Origin of the sequence: Chryseobacterium sp. SN22 (assembly GCF_008329705.1) — a bacterium.
In the GTDB taxonomy this organism is placed as follows: domain Bacteria; phylum Bacteroidota; class Bacteroidia; order Flavobacteriales; family Weeksellaceae; genus Chryseobacterium.
Genome location: NZ_VTSX01000002.1, coordinates 174,302 through 196,320 on the forward strand (window position 1 = coordinate 174,302; position 22,019 = coordinate 196,320).

The following is a 22,019-nucleotide window of genomic DNA, read 5'->3' on the forward strand; positions in this document are numbered from 1 at the left end:
TATTTTTATTATAACATAGAAAGATTGCTTATTTTTAAGCAATCTTTTTTTATGCTGTTAACCCTCCTTTCCACTATTCTTCTGATTCCGGTTTTAATGGGGCTGGGAAATATTGTAAAATACTTTTCCGAAGAATCCATTCACGGGATCTCAGGTAAAATTTTATCGGGAATTTTAGGGACCAGCATACTGTGGATGATCCTATCCTTTTTTATCTCTTTAAATATATATGTTGAAATCCCTACGATCATATTGGGGCTTCTCTATTTTTTCAAGGATAAATCGTACAAAGTGTTTTTCCGGTTTTCAGGAAAAGAAATTTCACTAATTTGTTTTATTTCATTTATCGTTTTATTCTGCGGATCTTTTTATCCTTTTATACTGGATCATTTCGGGTATTATGTTCCCACCATAAAATGGCTAAGAGAATTTGGGCTGGTTAAAGGAATATCCAACTTGGATCTTACATTGGGACAAATGTCACTCTGGCATATTTTTCAGGCCGGGTTTTCTAATTTTTCCGATCCGTATTTCAGGATCAATACGATTTTATTGGTTGTTTATTCATTCTATATCGTAGAGAATAAAAGCTGGATCCAGCTGTGTTTTATTCCTGTCTTATTGTTGTTTTCCCAGTCTCCGAGTCCTGACCTGCCGGTTATTGTTTTTTCATTGATTATTCTAAATGAAATTCTGAAGACTAAAGGAAATACCCTATTTTTATTTACTTTTTCAGTATTTGTTTTTGCTATAAAGCCGACAATGATCTGGCTTCCGACGCTGAGTTTCCTCTACTCTGTCTTCATTATTAAATCCAGATTTACCGCTCTGATTCCAGGCTGCCTGCTGGTGCTGTTGTTTTTTATGAAAAACATCTGGACTTTTGGTTATCCGGTTTTCCCTATTGCTGTCGGCGATCTGAATACAGCCTGGAAACCCCACCAAGAAATCCTGAAAACTTCTTCACAGTTTGCCATTCAGAAAACCTATGATATGCAGTATTCCTATCAGGAGATCCAAAAGTTTTCACCGTTTGATTATATTAAAAACTGGCTTTTTCTGGAAGGTATCAAATCAAAAATAAATATCCTTTTTATTCTGAGCTTACTTGGTTTTATAATTTTCAGTCGGACTAAAAAAAATAAAACCGTCAACTTGATCTGCATTTCAATTTTGGTTAAAAGCATTCTGGTCCTGTTTTTTTCCGCCCAGTACCGGTTTTTTATTGATGTCTTTTTTGTAATCTTTTTTGTGATTTTCATGGATTATTTTAATCGGCGGAAATCCGTTGCCCTGTTTTCTGTTTTAAGTATTATTTTCATCGGGTGCCTTACATTACCGGATATTCTTCAGACATACCTGCCTAGTTTCAGGTCGGGGAATTTTATGGGTAAATTTGAAATAAAACAGCTGTACCGTCCGTCAGCCTATCACTATAAAAGCCATACTTCCCACCAACTGGGGAATCTAAAATTTAATGTTTCCAGAAAATATCCCTACAATTTCGAAACGGAGCTGCCGGCCATTTCTGAAAGCTACATTTTTGATGATGTGAAAGCCGGCATTTTCCCGCAGCTGATTGATCCTCAAAAGACGAGAAAAGGATTTATCTGGAAAAAATTAAATCCGGAAGAAGAAAAATCTGCCTATCACATGATCAATACAATCAAAGATTCCTATAAACAGAACTGAATTTTATAGCACTTTCATCTGAATAAAAAGCCTTAAATTTGTGTCATGTTAAATACTCTAGGTAATCTTCTCAGTCTTACAACATTCGGAGAAAGCCATGGTCTGGCTTACGGTGGCATCATCAATAATTTTCCGGCAGGGCTAACGGTTGATCTTGATAAGATCCAGTATGAACTGGACCGCAGGAAGCCGGGGCAGTCCGCCATTGTTACCCAAAGAAAAGAAAGCGATACGGTAAAATTCCTGTCAGGGATTTTTGACGGAAAAACCACGGGAACCCCGATTGGTTTTATCATTGAAAATGAAAATCAGAAATCGAAGGATTATGATCATATCGCCAATTCATATCGTCCCAGCCATGCCGATTTTACCTACGACCAGAAATTCGGAATCCGGGATTACCGCGGCGGCGGAAAATCTTCTGCCCGGGAAACGATCAACTGGGTGGTAGCCGGCGCTTTGGCTAAACAGCTGCTGTCCGGTATTGAAATCAATGCCTACGTTTCGTCGGTAGGAGATATTTTCTGCGAGAAACCTTATCAGGCTCTGGATTTTTCCAAAACGGAAAGCAATGAAGTACGTTGCCCGGATGCTGAAACGGCTGAAAAAATGATCGGGAGAATCAAAGAGATCAAAAAAGAAGGCAATACCATTGGCGGAACTATTACCTGTGTGATCAAAAATGTTCCGGTGGGAATCGGCGAACCGGTTTTCTCGAAACTTCAGGCGGAACTGGGGAAAGCGATGCTCAACATCAACGCCGCAAAAGGTTTTGAATACGGAAGCGGATTCTGCGGGGCAAAGATGACCGGAAAAGAGCACAACGATCTTTTCAACGAAGATTTCACCACAAAATCCAATCTTTCGGGAGGAATTCAGGGAGGAATCTCCAATGGGATGGATATTTATTTCCGGGTAGCCTTCAAACCTATAGCAACAATTTTAAGACCTCAGGAAAGCATTGACAAAGAAGGGAATCCTGTAATCGTGGAAGGTAAAGGACGTCATGATCCTTGCGTTCTACCCAGAGCAGTTCCGGTAGTGGAAAGTTTAGCCGCTTTTGTGCTGGCCGATTTATTTCTGATCAATAAAACAAGAAACATCAATAATTTTTAAATATAAATATTTTTAGTAATGGAAAATTACTGGGATAAAGCCATCTCTTTCGAAAACTATGTGCAGATCGGAAGACAAAGATTAGAAAATCCTGCCAACCAGCAGGAAATCGATTATAAACCTTATTACGAACTGGGGCTTCAGCGGATCGGCAGGACCCTGAAAAAATATAATGCTGATGAAGAGCAGCTGAAAGAACTCGCCTCTAAGAATTTCGACGGAAAAATCTTAATTATCTCTGAGGTTTGGTGTGGTGATGCAAGCTCCACCGTTCCGGCTTTGGTTAAATTTTTCGAAGGGAAAAATGAAGTGAGAATCTTTCTTAGAGAAAGTGATAAAAGCCTGATTAACCAGTTTCTTACCAACGGTACCGAATCGATTCCGAAAGTGGTGATCCTGAACAACGATTTCAGTATAAAAAATTCATGGGGCCCGCGTCCGCGATATGGAAGAGATCTGCTGGCAAAATTTAAAGCAGATCCTGAAAATTACACAAGAGACCAGTTTTACAATGACCTGCAGCTGTATTATGCTAAAAACAGAGGAAAAGATGCAGTTCAGGAAATCTTGGAATTGCTCTAATTGTAAATTTATTTTAAATTGATCTTCGGAAAGCCGGTACTGATAAACCGCTTTACTTTTAAAAATAATTTTTATCAAGCGTAAAAATGAAGAAAAACATCATTTACCTTATCCTGATTGCCCTGATTGCAGTTGTCGCTTTTGTGCCGGGAGTAAAAGAAAAACTTCAGGATGCCTTCTTCCCGATAGCAGCCATCGAAAATGCCGTTCATATTGATGATGCGGACTATGACATTGAACTGCAGGGAATCAATGTTCCGAGCACCAACCTTAAAACATTTAAGGGGAAAGCGGTATTCCTGAATTTCTGGGGAACCTGGTGCCCGCCGTGCCGTAAGGAATGGCCTTCCATCCAGAAACTGTATGATACCCGGAAAGACCATGTGAGTTTTGTACTGATTGCCATGAATGATCAGGAAGATGCGGTAAGGAAGTTTTTAAAGGAAAACAATTATAACGTTCCTGTCTATATTGCCCAAAGCCCCATCTCCGAAAAGATTCTTCCAAAAGTTTTCCCCACCACTTATCTGCTGGATAAGGACGGCAGGATCCTTATCAAGGAAGATGCTTCAAGAGACTGGAATACAGAATCTACACATCAGTTTATTGATAATATTATTAAATAACTTTAACTAAAATTCACAGTTTGTTGGTACAAAATTTGTGAAATATACAGGGATTAAAAAGTATTTAAAGCCAAACACAGAAATGAAGTATTCTAAATTGAACCTGGCGAAAGAAGCCATCCGCCATAAAGGTTTTGTACAGAAGATCCCTGATATTTTCAGAATGGTGAAGACATGGCGTAGAGGAGAATATCCAATGCGCTCGCTCGATATTATTCTGCCTCTGCTGGGAATGCTGTATGTGATCTCCCCCATTGATCTTCTGCCGGAAGTAGCGGTTCCGGTGATCGGCGTTCTGGATGATCTTGCGGTTTTATCGCTGGCCATCCCGAAACTGATCCGGGAAGTTGATAAATTCCTGCTTTGGGAAGCTGATCGGAAATACAATACGGCCGGTGCGAAAATCATCGACGCCGAAATTATTGAATAAGTAATGAACCATCTTTTAAGGGATGGTTTTTTCGTATACTTAATGAAAAACTTTGTCAAAGTTCCGAACTTTGACAAAGTTAAAATTCATAGAAATTGACTATTCACCTGCGGAGTAAAATTGACCATTGACCTTATTTCCCTTTTCATCTCAAATCCTTAAATTTGCAAACATCTAATAAAAAATAATGGAAAGTAAAAAAGAATTCTTTTTAGAATGCTACAAACTGGGCATCATCAAATTCGGAAGATTCACTTTAAAAAGCGGCATCGAAAGCCCTTTTTACGTAGACTTAAGACCTTTGGCTTCAGATCCCAAGATTTTAAAAAATCTTGCCAATTACCTGCTGGATATGCTTCCGCTGGATAATTTCGACCTGATCTGCGGGGTTCCTTATGCCGCGCTTCCGATGGCTACAGCGATGTCTTTAGAAAGCTACATTCCGTTAATTATTAAAAGAAAAGAAGCTAAAAACTACGGTACTAAAAAACTGATCGAAGGCATTTACCAGAAAGGGCAGAACTGCCTGTTGGTAGAAGACGTCATCACTTCCGGAAAATCTCTTATCGAAACGATTGCTGAGGTTGAGCAGGAGGACATCAAGGTGGCGGATATCATTGTGGTTCTCGACCGGGAACAGGGCGGGAAGGAACTTCTTGAAAGCAGGGGATACCGGGTGCATACCCTTTTCAATATTTCCGAAGTCTGCGAAATCCTAAAGGAAAATGGAGAACTGTCGGATGACGAAATAAAAAGAATCCAGGATTTTCTACAGGGCAATCACATTCAGTTTGAGGAAGAAATCAGGCTTTCTTATCAGGAAAAATTCGAACATGCCCAGCATTCCGTTTCAAAAAAACTTCTGGAAACAGCATTAGCCAAAGAATCCAACCTGATTGCTTCTGCCGATGTTACCACGACCCAGGAACTGCTGGATCTGGCTGAAAAAGTAGGTCCGCATGTGATTGCTTTAAAAACACATATCGATATTATTTCCGATTTTGAATATCAAAAAACAATTACTCCCTTAAAAGCACTGGCGGCAAAACACAATTTCCTTCTGATGGAAGACCGCAAATTTGCAGATATCGGGAATACGCAGGAACTTCAGTTTACCAGTGGCGTTTTTAAAGTTACCGATTGGGCCGATTTCGTTACCTCGCAGGTGATCGGAGGATTTGAATCGCTAGACTGCTTTAAAAATGTAGGAGTTGTTGCCATTATCGGCATGTCGTCCAAAGGCGCATTAACCACCAATGCTTACCGGGAAGAAGCTTTAAAAGTAGCCTCTTCACACCCTAACGTGATCGGAGGGGTTTCCCAGAACCTGCTTCCGGCCGAAATGCTTTTATTTACTCCGGGAGTAAACCTCGCCGATTCCGGGGATGGAAAAGGACAGCAGTACAATACGCCGGAGCATGTTTTCAAAACCCTTCACACCGATTTCATTATCGTCGGAAGAGGGATCTATCAGGCTGAAAACCCGGAAACGGCAGCCATGATTTACAAAAACGAAGGCTGGAACGCTTATTTAAACTCTCTGGAAAAAAAAGCAGTTCAGGATTAAAATCTTTACGGAATTAATGCAAAATAAGTTATATTTGATACTTTATCACAGTAATTGAAAAGAATCAGTATTTGTCTTATTTTGTTTTTGGGTGTTGCAGAAGTTTCTGCACAGAAGGATAGTATTTACATAGAAGCCAAACTGTCTCAGGACAGAAAGATGCTGGATGTGAACGAAGAAATCGTTTATTACAACCATTCTGCAAAAGACCTGGATTCCATTAAGCTTTTAAATTGGGTAGCAGCCTATGACAGGCGAGGTACGGCTTTGGTATACCGCAAACTGGAAGACCGGAATACCGATCTTCACTTTGCCAAACAGAATCAGCTCGGCAAGCTGTTGCAATTACAGGTTAAAAGTTCGGATCAGGATATTCCCGTAAGCAATACTTCTGAAGAAAACCTTTTTCTTCCGTTAAAAGAAATCTTAAAACCCGGAGAAAAGGTAAAACTGCAGCTGCAATACAAAATTCAGCTTCCCGACAGCCGGTTTACAGGCTACGGAGCCTCTGCTGCCAATACCGCCTTAAAATATTTCTTTATTGTTCCGGATCGTTTCGATCCGGACAATATTTCTCCCCGTAAATACCAGGATATCGAAGAATCGGTAAGCTTCAATACGTTCTGGACAGTAAACTTCGATCTTCCGGTTAATTATTTTGTAGAAAGCAATTTAAAGCAGACCCAGATCAACTCATTTAACGGATACCTGGATGCAGATCCGGAATTTCTGATTTCTCCCAACGAATACCCTTCTATTACCGTTAATACCGGAGATATTCATACGGAAGTAAAATTCGGGTATAATTTAACACCCGAGGAAAAACAGAATCTGGAATTCTATCTTCCTCTGCAGTTAAAATTTATAAAAGAAAGAATCGGCACTCTTCCTGAGAGCATTTATATTTCCGAAAAATTCAGGAATAAAGAAGATTTTTTCGGGAATAATGACATTAGTTTCTGGAAATACCGGTTCAGGCTGTTTACTTCTGCTGAAAATACGGATATGGATTATTTCGGGATTGTCTCCAAAAAGGTCCTGGACGAAAGTATTATTACCGATAAGCAGGATTTTCACTGGTTTAAAAACGGTCTGAAGTCTTATCTTGAAATCCAATATCTCAGGAAATTCTATTCTAATACAAAACTGCTGGGGATGCTGAATGACACCAAAATTTTCGGGATTAAACCCCTGAAACTGTTTCATGCTTCGGACGTGAAGCTGACCGAGCGTTACGGCCTGGGGTACCAGTATATCATGTCCCAGAATCTGGATCAGAAAATTGATGAGAAGTTTGCTGCACTGAGCAATTTTAACGATATGGCCATCAGCAGCTTTGAGACGGGAACCCTTTTCAACTATTCCGCGGATAAGATGGGTTACCAGAATTTTGAGAACCTGGTTCAGTACTTTATTGCCCGGAATAAAGATCAGGAAACCGATCCCACGGACTTTCTAAAGGAACTCGCTGAAAAAGACAAAAGAAACTCGTATCTGTCCGGGTTTATCCAGCATAAAAACAGGGTCAATTTTAATCTGAAAAGATTCAGAAAAGAGGGAGATTCGCTGGCCGTTAAAATTGAGAAAAATACATCGGCCAATATTCCGGTAAAACTTCAGACCATATCAAGCGAAGGCCGGATTAAGGAATACTGGGTAGAAACGGGAGAAAATCAAAAAACAAAAACCGTTACCATTCCTGCCGTGGATATTTATAAAATAACCCTGAACGATGAGTATATCTTCCCTGAATCCAACTATCGGGACAATTACCTCTACGCCAAAGGTTTATTTTCCAACACCAAAAAAATTAAGCTTAAACTTATTAAAGATATTCCGAATCCTGAATTCAACGAGATTTACATCAATCCGCGCGTCCGGTTCAGCAATACCTATGATAAATTCCTGATTGGGCTCAACTTTAAAAACCAGTCCTTCTTCGACCAGAAGTTTCTGTATTCCCTCACTCCCACTTATAGTACAGGAACCGGAAAACTGACGGGATCGGGAGCCATCGCCTACTCTTTTCTCCCGGCAGAAAGCCTTATCCGGAGCCTGACATTCGGTGTGTCGGGATCCTATTTCCATTATGATTATGATCTGGCGTACCGGAAGGCTTCCATTTATTCCAATTTGAATTTCATGAAAAATCCACGGAGCACGGTAAGCAGCAGCCTTGGGATTTCATACAATTACTTTGAAAGGGATTTAAGTCCGTTAATGATTGCCAATAACGATTACGACCGATATAATCTGTGGAGTGCAGGTTACGGATACAACGACAGCCAGAGCATTCATGAGAAAAGCCTGGGCGTAAGCACCCAATGGATGGAAGATTTCCACAAAGTAACCGCCGAAGGCTTCTACCGGTGGGAATTTGCACCAAGGCAGAAGCTTAGCGTCCGTTTGTTTGCAGGATATTTCATTAAAAACAATACCCGGAACAATACTTTCAATTACGGCATCTCCAGAGTTTCGGATTACTCTTTTTCCTACAACCTTTTGGGACAAAGTGCTACGGGCGGGATTCTATCGCAGCAATTCATTCTGGCAGACGGAGGTTTTAAATCCTTTATCCCCGGAACTGTTAATAAATGGATTACTTCAGTAAACTTAGATACCAGTGTATGGAAAATTTTCCATGTATATGCAGATGCAGGGGTTTACGACAACAAAAACCAGTCGACGAAATTCATCTGGGACAGCGGAGTAAAAGTAAGGATTATTCCGGATTTCCTTGAAGTTTATCTACCGGTACAATCTTCCCTTGGTTTTGAGCCGGCATTCAAAGATTACGGAAAAAGGATACGGTATACCCTGATTCTTAACCTCAGTTCGATTATCAATGCGGCCCGAAGAGGATGGTACTAAGTTAGATTAAGTCAGGATGATATTTTATTTAAAGTAAATTTGGTATTATTCGATTCATTTCAGCCTGGATACATTTAATCCTTAACGATCTGTTGGGATACCGGAGATTTATTGATCATGCCGGTTACGGTATATTTTCCTTTCGGCAGTTCGATCAGATTCATACTGTAGGACATTCTTGTCGGAGACTGCATGACCACCTGCCCAAATTCATCGTATATTTTTACATTCTCTATTTCGCTGCTGAAAACGACTTCCTTGTTTTCCTTCAGAAAGGGATTGATGATAAAATTGAATTTAGAGGATTCCGGATCTGCCGGTGTAATCGCAATCGCTGCATTTCCTGCAGATGAATTCATCGGATAGGCCGGTGCTGTAACAAACTCTATATTATTGCCTGTATTTTCAAATACTCTTTTAAAAGCAGTGTTTGCCGCAGAAGCAAAGACCGGAACGGCATTTGAGGTCCCGTAAGCTGCAAAGTCAATAATATCTGTGCTTTTATAATCCTGAACCTGCATTCTTCCTTTTACCAAAGCTATTTTTCCGGTTCTGTTATCAAGATCGATTCCTCCGGAAGAGTTCTGTGCCCCGTTGAAATAGAAAACTTTATCCGCAATGAAATCCGGCGCCGGCAAATCTATTCTTCCGGCAACATTCGCTCCTTCCTGAATCAGATAGTTTTGTCCCGGGCTTAAAGTGATATCAGGAAGAATGTGGTATTGGGTAAAGTTTCCGTCAGCAAAACCGTACTGCACCGTTGTTCCATTCAAAGAAGCTGCTTCGGTACCGATGTTTTTAAGCATAATATAATCATGACTTAATGCCATGTTCGGACTTCCGCCACCACCGTATATTTCGCTGATGACAATCTGAGCATGGGTATGGATAAGAGAAATGATTCCGATACATGTAAAAATTTTTTTCATAATGATTTTATTTGTGGTTGCTTGAAAAATTACAAAAACAATACCACCGGAATGAAAATCGCACATTAAAATTTGATTAAATACTTATAAATGAGCAATAAAAAATCTCCGCTTCAGATGAAACGGAGATCATAATTTGTATGGATAACTAATCTCTTAGTCCTTTAAAATTTTCTGGGAAACCGGTTTGTTGTTTACCGTACCTGTTACGATATAGTTTCCTTTTGCCAGTTCGGCAACGCTTACGGACTCGTTTTCTTTTACAGAAGCTGTTTTCACAAGCTGTCCGCTCATTGTATACACTTTTACATCTTTCGCTTCAGCACCGAAAGTAATTTCGTTGTTTTTTACGAAAGAGTTCCTAACGAAGTTTCCGTTGGCTTTGGAAAGATCGGAAACGGCCAGGGTTCCACTAGCATTCGGGGTTACAGAAAAATTATCGATCGCATACATACCGTCAGTTCCAGTTAAGTTATCATCTGAAAATCTAATCCAGAAAGTTGCTCCATTAGCAATATTTAATCCTGTAACATTTCCACTTACCGTTGTACTATTTGCAGGTAATGTTCCATCAACTTGTGCGGCAGCAGTAGAAGAAGTAAGAATTTCGTTTAAATTCAAAGAATTTACAGCAGTCCAGCTTCCATTATTTAAAGCAGTAGCATTGGTACTATATTCAAAAGTAATAACTTCGTCTACATTGCTATTATCAGAAGTTCTCCATTGCTGAGCCAAATAACTTATAGCCAATTGAGTAATAGTAACTCCTGTATTATTTACATATCTTACACCAAATGCAGGTACCGTTGGGTTTGAGGCAAGCGTTCCTAATGAACGATTTGAAGATCCTGTTGTTCCAAGATTATGAATACCCCCTGAGTTTGAGGATCCGTTGTTAACTATAGGTGTTAGAGTCTGCCCTACAGTTCCTGTTCCCGCAGCTCTAATAGCACTCCAATTTGCTGGCAATACAGTTGTTGTTCCCATCGAATCAAAATTTTCCACATTTGCAGTTCCTGAAGCTGTAAGGCTTATTTGTCCAAATGCTAGTGCTGATGTTAAAACAACAGCTAATGAGTAAATCTTCTTCATGATTTAAAAATTTAATTATTAATAATTTACATGGCAAAAATAAGTCAAATTTTCATAATAAGACAATAATAAGGTTAAATTTCTGTTAATAATACTAATGTCTTTTCTGTAAGGTATTTTTAAGTATTTTTACGAATTATTTTCAGAAGCTTGCGAAATTATATCCTGATATTCGTGTTGTTTTTTATAGGCTTATTCTCCGGTAATGCCCAGGTATTCACATGGAAGAACCCGAACCTTCCGCAGGATAGCCTTAAACAGGACAGCATCCGCCAGGACAGTATTCTCGCGGCCCGGTTTGAACAGGATATTTTTGCGAAAGACACGCTGGATTTTGTAAAGACCAACAACCGGATTATTGTTGACGAAGGCGTACTGGCCAGAAATGATAAAAAAAGATTTCTGGGCGAGCTCAATTCAAAAGGATCAATCATCCGGGGGATTACCTTCGGGAACAACCAGGGGCAGTCGGTGCAAAGCTCGATGGACCTTCAGATTTCCGGCAGGCTTTCCAAGGATGTGACGATTCTTGCCAGTATATCCGACCACAATTTGCCGATCCAGGCCGACGGCTACACCCAGACGCTGGAGGAATTCGATAAGATCTACATGCAGCTGAATATCAAGGATAAATCGATCCTGAGGGCAGGACACCTTGATCTGGTGGAAGCAAAAAATTACTTTGCCAAATACCAGCGCCGAAGCATGGGCCTTGAGTTCCAGACCGAATTCGGAAAAGAGAATAAAACATTCGTTGATGTTTCAATGGGGGTAGCCCGGAGTGAATTCCACAGGATCCGTTTCCAGGGGGTTGAAGGGAACCAGGGGCCTTACCGCTTAACAGGAAAGAACGGCGAACAGTTCATCACCCTGATCTCAGGTTCCGAACAGGTTTTCATCGACGGGATCCTGATGAAAAGAGGGGAAAACCAGGATTATATCATTAATTACAATACCGGAGAAGTTACCTTTACCAGTTTCCGGCCGATCTTCCAGCAGAATTTCATTACCATTTCGTACAATTATGCCAACCGGAATTATTCAAGATACCTGTTTACCGGGAAACTGGAACACAAAAGGGAAAAACTAAGGCTGGGACTAAACTGGTTCATGGAAAATGACAATAAAAATGCACCTCTGTCACTGAATCTTTCAGAAGAAGACCAGCAGATCCTGGCAGCAGCAGGAAACGACCCGAATCAAATGTATGCACCTTCCGGTGTCATAGCGGAATATGACGTAAATAAAATCCTGTACCGGCTGGTTCAGGATCCCGCCGGAAACCATTATGAGTTTTCCACCGATGCCACACAAACACTGTATACGGTTTCCTATACGTATTTCGGAGCCAATCTCGGTGATTATAAAATTACCCAGACGACCAATAACGGACGGGTATTCCAATATGTAGGCCCGAATATGGGTGACTACCGGGCGGTAAGGAAACTGCCTTCCCCACAGAAATCGCAGGTCTACTCTTTCAATTCCGAATATTTGTTGAAAGACGGAAAAATAGGCGCCGATATTTCCTTAAGCAATTACGATCTGAATCTGTTCTCATCCAAAGATTCCGAGCAGAACATCGGGTATGCCTGGAGGGTCTTCGGGAATAAGACCTTTACTAAAAACAGCTGGAAAGGAACCCCGAATTTCGAATATCAGTATATCGACCGCCAGTTCCATATCCTCGACCGGATCAATGATGTGGAATTCTCCCGGGATTTCAACCTTGCCCAAGAATTCAGCGGACGGACCCAAAACCGGTTTATCTTCAGCTTTTTAAATAAATGGACCAACAAGTCGACCCTGAACTACAGAATTAACTATCTGGATGAACAGGATACCTATAAAGGGATTAAGAACGACCTGGATTTCGGATGGATTAAAGGGAAATTCTTTACCAAAGGAAATTTATCCTACCTCAGCACCAATGCCGTTCTTCAGGATACCAAATTCATCAGAGGCGGGGTTTCTACAGAATTTAACGGCAAGAAAGGAAGCTGGGCACTGGGAGGAAGCATGGAGCACAATGAGAAAAAGTATAACGATACCGGACTGATGGATGTCACCAGCTTCAGCTGGAAAGAGGTGTTCGTACAGAAGAAAGTCGGTGACAGTTCCAGAACGAAATTATTGGCTAAAGTCTATATGCGGGATAACGATTCGGTACGTGACAATAGGCTGCAGAGCATGAATAATATTTTAGGATTCATGGCCGAAAGCCAGATCATCAAAACCGAAAAAACAACGTTGAATGCCCTGCTCCACTACAGAAAGTTCTTCTATCAGAACCAGGATGTGGATATATCGAGAAATAACGATTTCGTAGTGGGAAATATCCTGTACAACCAGCAGCTTTTCAGAAACGGGATGCGCCTGCAGGCTTTCTATGAACTTGGAAACGGACAGGAAGCCCAGCGGGAGTTCCAATATATCAAGGTAACGGACGGACAGGGGATTTACAAATGGACGGATTATAACGGGGATGGCGTTCAGCAGCTTGATGAATTCGAGATTGCCGAATATTCGGATCTGGCGCAATACATCAGGATTTATACCAATTCCGTACGGTATATCCCTTCCAACAAAAATAAAATCCAGCTGGCTTTATTTGTGAATCCGTCGGTTGTCTTTAATTCTGAAAATAAATTTTTAAAACGCTGGAATTTCAATATTTCCCTGAATTCCCAAAACTCATTCTATAAAAGAGATAAGGTTCTGGTACTGAATCCATTTGAAAAAAATGAGGACCAGATCCTGAAAAACCAGAATATCCTGGCTTCCGTACAGTTCAGCCCGACTGATAAATCCGGATGGAACGGGAATTACCGTTTTATTTCAAATGACAACCTCATCAATGCCAATTTCAGCAATGAAGAACGGGAACAGACGTCTCATTTCCTGAACATCGGATATTGGTTCAACAAAGAATTCAGAATCGACTGGGAAAATTCGGTTCACGACCTTCAGAACTCGTCACAGCTGTTTGCGACGAGGGATTACCGATTAAATAATTTTGAGACGAAGCCGAAAGCGACCTACAAATTCACCGATGCCATCCAGGCTGAGCTTTCTTCCGCATTCCGCCAGAAGCAGCGCGTAGATGGGGAAGAATTCCTGAAAGCCTTCGATGTTACAGGAACAATCCAGTGGGAACGCCGGAAAACGTCCATCAGAGGGAACTTTTCATTCATCAATAACGACTTTACAGGAAACAATTTCAGCATTGTCGGCAACCAGATGCTGGACGGTTTAAAGCCGGGTAAAAATCAGGTCTGGAGCGTGTTTATCCAGCAGGCTATCAATTCATTCCTTCAACTAAACTTAAATTATGAAGGCAGAAATTCAGGTGAAAGGACCATCCATATCGGAAGCATGCAGGTAAAGGCGAGTTTCTGATCTGTACAAAAAATGCAATAAACCCAATAGATAATTTCATTTCAACCTCTTTACAGGGCCTTCTGCACAATCATTATAATTTTGTAAATTTGCACCATGATAAAAATTGGCAACATAGAACTGCCGGAATTTCCGCTTTTGCTGGCACCGATGGAGGATGTAAGCGACCCGCCATTCAGGAGATTATGCAAGATGCACGGCGCAGACCTGATGTATTCTGAATTCATTTCTTCTGAAGGGCTTATTCGTGATGCGATAAAAAGCAGAAAGAAGCTGGATATTTTTGATTATGAAAGACCCGTAGGCATCCAGATTTTCGGAGGGGATGAAGAAGCCATGGCCATGTCGGCAAGGATTGTGGAAACGGTAAATCCTGATCTGGTAGACATCAACTTCGGCTGCCCGGTAAAAAAGGTAGTCTGTAAAGGTGCCGGTGCCGGTGTCCTGAAAGATATCGATTTAATGGTCCGCCTTACCAAAGCGGTGGTACGTTCAACCAGCCTGCCGGTAACCGTAAAAACCCGTCTGGGCTGGGACAGCAATTCCATCAATATCGACGAGGTCGCCGAGCGTCTTCAGGAAACGGGGATCAAGGCACTGACGATCCATGCGAGAACGCGTGCCCAGATGTATAAGGGAGAAGCAGATTGGAACCATATTTCAAGAATTAAACAAAATCCAAATATCGAAATTCCGATTTTCGGAAACGGGGATATCGATTCCCCGGAGAAAGCATTGGAATATAAGCAGAAATACGCCTGCGACGGAATCATGATCGGCCGTGCAGCCATCGGATATCCATGGATTTTCAATGAAATCAAGCATTTTTTTGAAACCGGAGAGCATCTGCCGGCTCCTGCCATCGAAGACCGCCTATTGGCTGTTCGTCAGCATGCAGAATGGAGTGCTGAGTGGAAAGGGGAAAGACTGGGGCTGGTAGAAATGAGACAGCATTACAGCAATTATTTCCGCGGGGTTCCGCATTTTAAGGATTTCAGAAAGAAGTTTTTGGAAGTTTTCACTTTGGAAGAAATGGATGCCCTGATCAAGGAAACGCAGGAGTTTTATACCCAATATCTGGCACAACAGGCCTAAAAGAAAAACCATCAAAATCGTTTGATGGTTTTTTTTATCAATGAGATTGTATATTTCCTAATACCCTTCTTCCGACGACTGATTTTTAATTAAAGCCAGCGCAGACGAAGTTCCGATTCTTTTTACGCCGAGGCTGATCATCTTTTCAGCATCTTCCGGGGTTCTTACCCCTCCTGCTGCTTTTACCGGAAGCTTACCGGCATTGCCGAGCATAATCCCGATGCCTTCGAAAGTAGCCCCGTTTGGTTTACCGTCTTCCGTTTTATAAAAGCCGGTTGATGATTTCACAAAGATTTTGGACAACTGGTTTTCATCAAAATTCTCTTCAGCCCAACCGGAAATATGTTTGGTAATATCAGCAATCTGGTCGTCTGTTAAGGCGGCAATTTCAATAATCCACTTTGTGATTTTATCGTGCTGAAGGCACAAAGCGGTGCATGTAATAAATTCTTCTTTTACCAGATTAAGATCGCCCCTCAGATAAGCATTATAATTAATAACGAAATCCAGTTCATCCGCTCCGTCGGCAATGGCTTTTTCAGCTTCTGTCAGTTTTTCCTGAGTAGAATCAGTTCCTTCATGAAAGCCGATAACCGTTCCGACCACGACCTCTGAATTTTTCTCTCTGATATATTTCTTGATATCGGCCACATAATCCGGGCGGATCATTACAGCAAAAATCCTGTTATCAATGGCTTCCTGAGCCAGTTCTTTATCTTTCTGTAAAGTTTCTTCCTCCGAAAGCCCCGACTGTGCAGGGGTCTTCAGGTAGGTTGAATCCAAATATTGCGCAATGTTCATAATCTGTTATACTTTCAGTTGTCTGTAAATACCCTGTTCCAAAGATATGAAAGTTTCCGTTCTTATCACTCCTTTCAGTTGCTGAAGCTTACTGAGAATTTGCATCAGGTGGTCGTTGTCTTTACAGATCACCTTTAAGAATATTGTATAATTTCCTGTTGTATAATGGGCTTCCACCACTTCGTTGATATCTTTTAAAGATTTTACCATATCCGGATAATGGCTTGGCAGATCCAGAAACACGCCGATGTACGAGATTACTTTATATCCGATCTTTTTAGGATTTAAAAAGGAAATTGATGTTTCAATAACCCCTGCCTGTTCAAGTTTTTTAATTCGTTGATGCACAGCAGTAGTTGAAATCCCGACATTCTTTGAAATATTGGACAAAGAAGATTTTGCATTGTCCATCAGCATATAAATAATTTCTTTGTCGATAGAATCCAGTTGATAGCTGGTGTTTTTTGAATTTTTCATTTTTCTTTATTTATGTTTTTACGTTTATTTATTTATTTTAAATCTTACAAAAACAGGAAAATGATCGCTGTAACCTCCAAGATATCTCGTTCCTGCATAGGTTCTGAAAGGACGGCCCTGCAGCTTTCTGTCGCGGCTTTTTATTTTTTCCGATCTGAATACCTCCGCATTTTCAAAAACCAGCCTGTTGTTTTCGGAAAAGAATGATTCTGATAACATGATCTGATCGAAAAGCAATCCGGATTTATAATGAAAAGTAGAATAGGTTCCTGCAGAAAACAGATGTACAAAAGGATTCTCCATCACTTTTGCCCGTACATCATTATAGAGTATTTTCTGTAAGTTTTCATCATCCGGGTTTTCATTAAAATCACCGCACAAAATGACATTTTCTTCAGCTTTATTTACCATATCCAGAATCCGTGTACGGATCTCATTCAATATAAAGTCTCTCTTGGGTTTGTTTATATCTTTCTCGCGTTTTGAAGGAAGATGGGCAACAAAAACATGCATGATCTTTTCTTTATATTTCATTTTAGAATATAGTACATCTCTAGTTGTATCGTAATCTCCACGGTTTTTATCAGTTATTTCAAAGAAGAATGTAATGGCTTCCGAATCCATTACCTCTACTTTATCTTTATTATATAATAAAGCCACATCCACCTTCCTTTCATCCATAGAATTGTAATGGACGATTCCATACCGGGCATTAAAGGGATCCATCTCTATAAGGTCTTCCAGCACTTTCCTGCCGGACACTTCAGAAAGACCGATCATAAAAGGCAATACGCCGTTTTCTTCCTTCATGAGCTCAAAAACATGGGCTATTTTAAAAAGCTTATTCCTATATTTTCGCTCATTCCAGTTTCTGAGCCCGGATCTGCTAGGATCCAGCTTATGGACCGGTTGGGGATCAGGCAGAAATAAATTTTCAACGTTGTAAAAACTGAACAGCTCCATCAGCACATTTTCTGGAATTTTTCACTGACATTTAATTGAAAGTGTAAATTTATTATTTTATTTAAATATATAATAAATATTTTATTTAAAATATTACACTGTTTCGCCTATAAATATAGGAAATTATATGAATCTTAATGCAAATGAATAATTTTAACCGGAATTATTAAAATTATATTCAGATAAATAGTAAGCAAAGAATAAATACACTTTCCGGAACTGTAAGAAAACTCTACAGAAACCCTGCTGAATTTTCAATAAACATTCCGGAAAAGATGATAAATGGAATTAAGGATTATTCCTGTAAAAGATCGGGGCGTTTTTCTCTGGTGATTCTCACCGCTTCATCATGACGCCATTCTTCAATTTTAGCAAAATTTCCGCTCAGAAGAATCTTCGGAACTTCCAGGCCTTTATACATTTCAGGCCGGGTATAGATTGGAGGCGACAATAAATCATCCTGAAAACTGTCGGTTAAGGCACTCTGCTCATCATTCAATACACCGGGAAGCAGGCGGATCACGGAATCTGCCAGGACGCAGGCCGCCAGCTCACCCCCCGTCAGCACGTAATCGCCGATAGAAATTTCTTTGGTAATATGCAGATCCCTTACCCTCTGGTCGATTCCCTTGTAATGGCCGCACAAAAAAATCAGGTTTTTTCTGATCGATAAGGTATTTGCAATTTTCTGGTTTAGGGTAATACCGTCCGGAGTCAGGTAAATTACCTCATCATAATCCCTTTGGGATTTCAGCTCCGAAATGCACTGATCCAGAGGTTCCACCATCATCACCATTCCGGCTCCGCCGCCGTAAGGCTCATCATCGATCTGGCGGTGCTTGTTAATCGCCCAGTCTCTCAGATGATGAAAATGTACTTCTGCCAGTCCTTTATCCATTGCTCTTCTCAAAATAGAAGTTTTGAACGGACTTTCCATCAACTCGGGAAGTACGCTTATAATATCAATTCTCATTGTAATGTTTCGTTTTTCTTGTTCGGCGAAATGATTAATCTTAAAGAAGAATCTTTGTTAAAATAGCTCCACATCCAGTTAAAAAATACGGCAAGCTTGTTTCTTACACTCAGGATCAGCATCAGGTGTAAGAACATCCAGAAAAACCAGGCCAAGAGCCCTTGGAATTTAATGAATGGCAAATCCACTACCGCCCGGTGTTTCCCAATGGTTGCCAGAGAGCCTTTATCTTCATATTCAAACTCTACCCACTGGCCCGTGTTCTTCCTTAAGAGGTTTTTACCTAGATTCCTGGCCTGATTGATGGCTACATTGGCTACCTGAGGATGTCCCTGAGGATATTTCGGGGTTTCCATATAGGCGATATCGCCGATAGCAAAAATATTATCATAGCCTTTTATTTTGTTGTACCGGTCGGTAATATACCGGTTTCTGATCAGATGTTCTGCCGGGAAACCGCCGATCACATTTCCCGTAACGCCGGCTGCCCAGATCACGTTATTGGAAGGGATAGTTTTCCCGCTTTTCATGTGTACTTTGTCACCATCGTATTCCGTTACATATTCTTGGCTCAGGAATGTAACGCCCAGGTCTTTCAAATACTCCTCAGATTTTTTCTGTGCTTCGGTACTCATGACAGCGAGAGGTTTTTCCGTAGAGCTTACCAGAATAATCTGAAGATGGTCGAAATTCATATAAGGATAATCACGGGGGAGAATGTCTTTTTTCATTTCGGCAAATGCGCCTGCCAGCTCCACACCGGTCGGGCCGCTTCCGACGATTACTATATTCCAGTTTCCATCATCACTCCGGCTTTTCTCCAGGATCAGCTTTTCAAAGGTCATCAGGATGTGGTTCCGGATGCCGATGGCTTCCTGGGTGTTTTTCATTCCGAAAGCTTTGCCTTCGAGGTCTTTGTTTCCGAAAAAATTCGTTTTACAACCCGTAGCAATAACGAGCTTATCATAACTGAACTCCGCTTCATCGGTAATCACTCTGTTGTTGGCGGTATCGATTTCTTTTACTTCCGTCAGGCGGAACTGGGTATTTCTAGAACGCTGGAAAATTTTTCTGAAAGGAAAGGAAATATTGGAAGGTTCGATCCTTCCGCACGCTACCTGATAAAAAAGAGGCTGGAACATGTGATGGTTGACCCGGTCTAAAACCATTACCTTTTTGTTTCTGTTATTCAATGTTTTTGCAAGTTGCAGCCCCGCAAAACCACCTCCGATAATGATGATCTTCTCGCGTGTTTCCATAGTAGACAAATTTACTGATTTTATTTAGCATTTAGAAGTGAAAAAAGTTAGTTTTGCAAGAACTTTATGTCACCAGGAAAGTACAGCAAAAAAACCGCCAAAAAGATTCACAGCAGCAGACGGAGGAATTACTTTTTCCGCCGCAGGCTCCTGTTGGCCATCCTGATTATTGCGCTGCTAGGAACAGGTTTATACCTAAAGCAGTCGGTCAGTTATTATTACGCCCTGTACTTCAATAAATTCACCCACAAAAAACTCCACAACAACGAAGCAGAAACCCTGAGGATTCAGAAAATCCTTTCCGATAATCTGGATAAAACCTACGGATTTGACGTCTCGCATTACCAGAATAAAGAAGACATCAAATGGGACAGCCTTACCATCGGGAACAAAACCATTCCGCTGGAGTTTGTCGTGATGCGGGCGACGATGGGAAACCGGAATGCCGATAAACATTTTGAAGAGTTCTGGGAGCAGGCTAAAAGACAGAAGATGATCCGCGGGGCTTATCATTTCTACAGGGCCGATGAAGATCCGGTAATCCAGGCCAATAATTTCCTCGGGAATGTAAAACTCGAAAGCGGAGACCTGCCGCCGATCCTGGATATTGAAAAAATTCCGAAACGGAAAACCAATAAAAAACTGATCGAAGATTTAAGGGTCTGGTGCAGAATCGTGGAGGAAACGTATGGTGAAAAGCCTATTATTTACACCTACTACCATTATTACAAAGATTTCCTGAAAGGTGAATTTGATGATTATCCGCTCTGGCTGGCCAATTACAATGATGTTCCGGCACCTTCTCCCGAGGGGTATTGGGATTTCTGGCAGTTTACGGAAAACGGAATCGTACACGGAATCAACACGAAAGTGGATCTGGATATTTACAACGGAAGTTTGTGGTCCCTGAAAAGCCTGACGCTTGATTAATCTACTTTTTTATTTGTGAATGAGGGTCTGAACCGATGTTAAATGGATTCCTCCGCACCCATTCCGTTTTGGGAGAAAGGGAGGCAAAAATATTTTTCATAAACGGATTGATCACGGAATAAGTGTGTCTTATCAACCCAAAAATTTCAATCGGTTCGGCGCCGATGGTCGATTTGATTTCCAGTGCTGTCCTCCCGAAAACAACTCTTTTGAACTGATAATCAATAGCGAATCCGGCCATGTCAAGAAGCATATTCAGGTAAATCTGCTTTTCTTTCTGGATTTCTTTGGCATAACCTAAAAAATAGGTATCAATATTATCATTATTCAGAATTAAAGTATAAAAACCAATCAGTTCATGGTCTGAAAAATAGCCGAATACTTTAAAATTATTTCCTAAATGTTCTTTCATGCTTTCAAAATGATTTTCTTCCAGGAAAAAAGTATTAAAAGGTGCATTTTCAGCTACATTCTGATAAAGCTGATTCAGTTTTGTCCGATACCTTCTGATATCTTTAAAACAGAGTTCCCGCTTGTCAGTACCCGTAAGTTTCTTCCTGGCAGTCTTCGCCCGGGTCCTGTATTTGGTGGAGAAATCATTAAGGTAATTTTCAAAGGTCTGCCAGCTTTCCTTTACTTTAAGAACCATTGTCGGCTGGACGGAAAATTTAAAATAATCTTGATGTTTGCCGTCCTGAAAGAAAGGGAAAAATTCAGCTCCGTAATCCTTATAAATAATAAGTGAAGTTTTCCTGATTTCTTTCTGCATTTTATGCACTGCTTCATCCAGCAGCGAAACCATATTTTCTGTACTGATCTTTTTCGGATCGAAATAAAATCCGTTCTGCCCTGTCAGCATATTATTGCCTAAAATCATCACATCCCTGCTGAACTTCCTTGCGGCAAAATTACGGATACTGTACCAGACCTCATCCTTCTGGAAGGTCTTGTGCCGGATAAAATCGAGGTATTGGAACAATGCACCGCCCATTAAATGTTCAGCTTCAAAAAATCCGATGAAATAACAGGTCATATTCTGAGGTTTTGACGTTTCTAGAACACGCAAGTATGCTTCAGAAAGCATGATGTTATGATTTCCGATCACCATATCCCAATTTTTGGGAAGACCAGTAGCCGAAGCGTAAATTTTTAAATGATATGACATAAAAGACTGCACAAAAATAACTTTATCTTTTATACCGTTAAAATTAATTTTT

At 40.7% G+C, this 22,019-nt stretch carries 18 protein-coding genes; 10 read left to right on the plus strand and 8 right to left on the minus strand.

The genetic code is table 11. The features are described from left to right. The first annotated feature begins 51 nt into the window (after positions 1 to 51). From FY557_RS01940 to FY557_RS01970, 7 genes are all read left to right on the plus strand, one after another. Positions 52 to 1,692, plus strand: a complete 1,641-nt coding sequence (locus FY557_RS01940; protein ID WP_149245601.1) for an LIC_10190 family membrane protein — start codon at positions 52 to 54, stop codon at positions 1,690 to 1,692. 45 nt (positions 1,693 to 1,737) lie between these two features. Next, on the plus strand, positions 1,738 to 2,808 hold the full coding sequence (gene aroC / locus FY557_RS01945; protein WP_149245602.1) for a chorismate synthase: 1,071 nt from the start codon (positions 1,738 to 1,740) through the stop codon (positions 2,806 to 2,808). Positions 2,809 to 2,826: 18 nt separating this feature from the next. Further along, complete coding sequence (locus FY557_RS01950) at positions 2,827 to 3,390, plus strand: thioredoxin family protein (protein ID WP_149245603.1); 564 nt, start codon at positions 2,827 to 2,829, stop codon at positions 3,388 to 3,390. Positions 3,391 to 3,476: 86 nt separating this feature from the next. Beyond that, the gene (locus FY557_RS01955; protein ID WP_149245604.1) at positions 3,477 to 4,016 is read left to right on the plus strand and encodes a TlpA family protein disulfide reductase; all 540 of its coding nucleotides are present in this window, start codon (positions 3,477 to 3,479) and stop codon (positions 4,014 to 4,016) included. Positions 4,017 to 4,098: 82 nt separating this feature from the next. Continuing rightward, positions 4,099 to 4,446, plus strand: coding sequence for a YkvA family protein (locus FY557_RS01960; protein WP_149245605.1), 348 nt, complete (start codon positions 4,099 to 4,101; stop codon positions 4,444 to 4,446). 187 nt (positions 4,447 to 4,633) lie between these two features. Beyond that, a complete protein-coding gene (gene pyrF / locus FY557_RS01965) occupies positions 4,634 to 6,013 on the plus strand; it encodes an orotidine-5'-phosphate decarboxylase (RefSeq protein ID WP_149245606.1) in 1,380 nt (459 codons plus the stop codon). A 54-nt stretch (positions 6,014 to 6,067) separates the two neighbouring features. After that, a complete protein-coding gene (locus tag FY557_RS01970; RefSeq protein WP_228451669.1) occupies positions 6,068 to 8,884 on the plus strand; it encodes an aminopeptidase in 2,817 nt (938 codons plus the stop codon). 74 nt (positions 8,885 to 8,958) lie between these two features. Here the strand turns inward: FY557_RS01970 and FY557_RS01975 are convergent, their stop codons facing one another. Together FY557_RS01975 and FY557_RS01980 are read right to left on the minus strand one after the other, a co-directional pair. Next, positions 8,959 to 9,813 (minus strand): lamin tail domain-containing protein, encoded by an 855-nt coding sequence (locus tag FY557_RS01975; protein WP_185151628.1) that lies wholly within the window; start codon positions 9,811 to 9,813, stop codon positions 8,959 to 8,961. Between the two features lie 156 nt (positions 9,814 to 9,969). Next, positions 9,970 to 10,905: a T9SS type A sorting domain-containing protein gene (locus FY557_RS01980; RefSeq protein ID WP_149245608.1), complete on the minus strand. Its 936-nt coding sequence runs from the start codon at positions 10,903 to 10,905 to the stop codon at positions 9,970 to 9,972. Positions 10,906 to 11,079: 174 nt separating this feature from the next. On the opposite strand from FY557_RS01980, the gene FY557_RS01985 reads away from it, so the two are divergent. Together FY557_RS01985 and dusB are read left to right on the plus strand one after the other, a co-directional pair. Continuing rightward, complete coding sequence (locus FY557_RS01985; protein WP_228451670.1) at positions 11,080 to 14,304, plus strand: hypothetical protein; 3,225 nt, start codon at positions 11,080 to 11,082, stop codon at positions 14,302 to 14,304. Between the two features lie 96 nt (positions 14,305 to 14,400). Then, positions 14,401 to 15,399: a tRNA dihydrouridine synthase DusB gene (gene dusB / locus FY557_RS01990; protein WP_149245609.1), complete on the plus strand. Its 999-nt coding sequence runs from the start codon at positions 14,401 to 14,403 to the stop codon at positions 15,397 to 15,399. Between the two features lie 57 nt (positions 15,400 to 15,456). Here dusB and deoC read toward each other — a convergent pair whose 3' ends face one another. The 5 genes from deoC to FY557_RS02015 form a co-directional block, all read right to left on the minus strand. Continuing rightward, positions 15,457 to 16,203 carry a deoxyribose-phosphate aldolase gene (gene deoC, locus FY557_RS01995; protein ID WP_149245610.1) on the minus strand — a complete coding sequence of 249 codons (747 nt, stop codon included), beginning with the start codon at positions 16,201 to 16,203 and terminating at the stop codon, positions 15,457 to 15,459. Positions 16,204 to 16,206: 3 nt separating this feature from the next. Further along, entirely contained in the window at positions 16,207 to 16,677 is a 471-nt protein-coding gene (locus tag FY557_RS02000; protein WP_149245611.1) for an Lrp/AsnC ligand binding domain-containing protein, read from the minus strand. Positions 16,678 to 16,701: 24 nt separating this feature from the next. Then, the gene (locus FY557_RS02005; RefSeq protein WP_149245612.1) at positions 16,702 to 17,640 is read right to left on the minus strand and encodes an endonuclease/exonuclease/phosphatase family protein; all 939 of its coding nucleotides are present in this window, start codon (positions 17,638 to 17,640) and stop codon (positions 16,702 to 16,704) included. 295 nt (positions 17,641 to 17,935) lie between these two features. After that, positions 17,936 to 18,613: a tRNA (guanosine(37)-N1)-methyltransferase TrmD gene (gene trmD, locus FY557_RS02010; protein WP_149245613.1), complete on the minus strand. Its 678-nt coding sequence runs from the start codon at positions 18,611 to 18,613 to the stop codon at positions 17,936 to 17,938. Then, positions 18,610 to 19,872 (minus strand): NAD(P)/FAD-dependent oxidoreductase, encoded by a 1,263-nt coding sequence (locus tag FY557_RS02015; protein ID WP_149245614.1) that lies wholly within the window; start codon positions 19,870 to 19,872, stop codon positions 18,610 to 18,612. Before FY557_RS02015 ends, trmD begins: the two co-directional genes overlap by 4 nt. 66 nt (positions 19,873 to 19,938) lie before the next feature. Here FY557_RS02015 and FY557_RS02020 point away from each other — a divergent pair, with 66 nt between their 5' ends. Then, positions 19,939 to 20,802: a glycoside hydrolase family 25 protein gene (locus FY557_RS02020; protein WP_149245615.1), complete on the plus strand. Its 864-nt coding sequence runs from the start codon at positions 19,939 to 19,941 to the stop codon at positions 20,800 to 20,802. Position 20,803: 1 nt separating this feature from the next. Here the strand turns inward: FY557_RS02020 and FY557_RS02025 are convergent, their stop codons facing one another. Beyond that, a complete protein-coding gene (locus FY557_RS02025; protein WP_149245616.1) occupies positions 20,804 to 21,967 on the minus strand; it encodes an 8-amino-7-oxononanoate synthase in 1,164 nt (387 codons plus the stop codon). Between the last annotated feature and the right edge of the window lie 52 nt (positions 21,968 to 22,019).

Excerpts from the sequence above, each read along its gene's own strand:
- FY557_RS01955 (WP_149245604.1), top strand. The coding sequence starts at position 3,477 with ATGAAGAAAAACATCATTTACCTTATCCTGATTGCCCTGATTGCAGTT.
- FY557_RS01980 (WP_149245608.1), bottom strand. The coding sequence starts at position 10,905 with ATGAAGAAGATTTACTCATTAGCTGTTGTTTTAACATCAGCACTAGCA.
- FY557_RS02020 (WP_149245615.1), top strand. The coding sequence starts at position 19,939 with ATGTCACCAGGAAAGTACAGCAAAAAAACCGCCAAAAAGATTCACAGC.
- dusB (WP_149245609.1), top strand. The coding sequence starts at position 14,401 with ATGATAAAAATTGGCAACATAGAACTGCCGGAATTTCCGCTTTTGCTG.
- FY557_RS02025 (WP_149245616.1), bottom strand. The coding sequence starts at position 21,967 with ATGTCATATCATTTAAAAATTTACGCTTCGGCTACTGGTCTTCCCAAA.
- FY557_RS02005 (WP_149245612.1), bottom strand. The coding sequence starts at position 17,640 with ATGGAGCTGTTCAGTTTTTACAACGTTGAAAATTTATTTCTGCCTGAT.
- FY557_RS02000 (WP_149245611.1), bottom strand. The coding sequence starts at position 16,677 with ATGAAAAATTCAAAAAACACCAGCTATCAACTGGATTCTATCGACAAA.
- FY557_RS02015 (WP_149245614.1), bottom strand. The coding sequence starts at position 19,872 with ATGGAAACACGCGAGAAGATCATCATTATCGGAGGTGGTTTTGCGGGG.
- FY557_RS01975 (WP_185151628.1), bottom strand. The coding sequence starts at position 9,813 with ATGAAAAAAATTTTTACATGTATCGGAATCATTTCTCTTATCCATACC.
- FY557_RS01960 (WP_149245605.1), top strand. The coding sequence starts at position 4,099 with ATGAAGTATTCTAAATTGAACCTGGCGAAAGAAGCCATCCGCCATAAA.
- FY557_RS01940 (WP_149245601.1), top strand. The coding sequence starts at position 52 with ATGCTGTTAACCCTCCTTTCCACTATTCTTCTGATTCCGGTTTTAATG.
- pyrF (WP_149245606.1), top strand. The coding sequence starts at position 4,634 with ATGGAAAGTAAAAAAGAATTCTTTTTAGAATGCTACAAACTGGGCATC.
- trmD (WP_149245613.1), bottom strand. The coding sequence starts at position 18,613 with ATGAGAATTGATATTATAAGCGTACTTCCCGAGTTGATGGAAAGTCCG.
- aroC (WP_149245602.1), top strand. The coding sequence starts at position 1,738 with ATGTTAAATACTCTAGGTAATCTTCTCAGTCTTACAACATTCGGAGAA.
- FY557_RS01950 (WP_149245603.1), top strand. The coding sequence starts at position 2,827 with ATGGAAAATTACTGGGATAAAGCCATCTCTTTCGAAAACTATGTGCAG.